This is a genomic window from Chromohalobacter sp. HP20-39 (assembly GCF_033052815.1).
Lineage (GTDB): Bacteria > Pseudomonadota > Gammaproteobacteria > Pseudomonadales > Halomonadaceae > Chromohalobacter.
In genome coordinates this window covers 1-234 of record NZ_JAWHTP010001196.1, presented here as the reverse complement: position 1 = coordinate 234, position 234 = coordinate 1, and the positions used below count along the sequence as shown (strand labels likewise).

Genomic DNA, 234 nt, shown 5'->3' with positions numbered 1-234 from the left:
TTCAAACTCGCGTCTGTACTGGTGCTTGCGTTGTCAGGGCCAGCATTTTCCGCCGATGCGCCCGGTGTCACCGCGACTGAAATCAAGGTCGGAGGCGTGTTTCCGTTCAGCGGACCGGCGTCGTCCATTGGTCTCGTCGGCAGGGGTGTGCTTGCCTACGTGCAGTCGGTCAACGACCGCGGTGGCATCAACGGCCGGAAAATCAATTACATCGCCTATGACGACGCCTACAGC

Annotated in this window: 1 protein-coding gene; it reads left to right on the top strand. The window is 59.8% G+C overall.

Annotation, left to right across the window (positions count from 1 at the left end):
- On the top strand, positions 1-234 hold a 234-nt coding region (locus RVY79_RS21680; protein WP_317466691.1), incomplete at both ends, for an ABC transporter substrate-binding protein.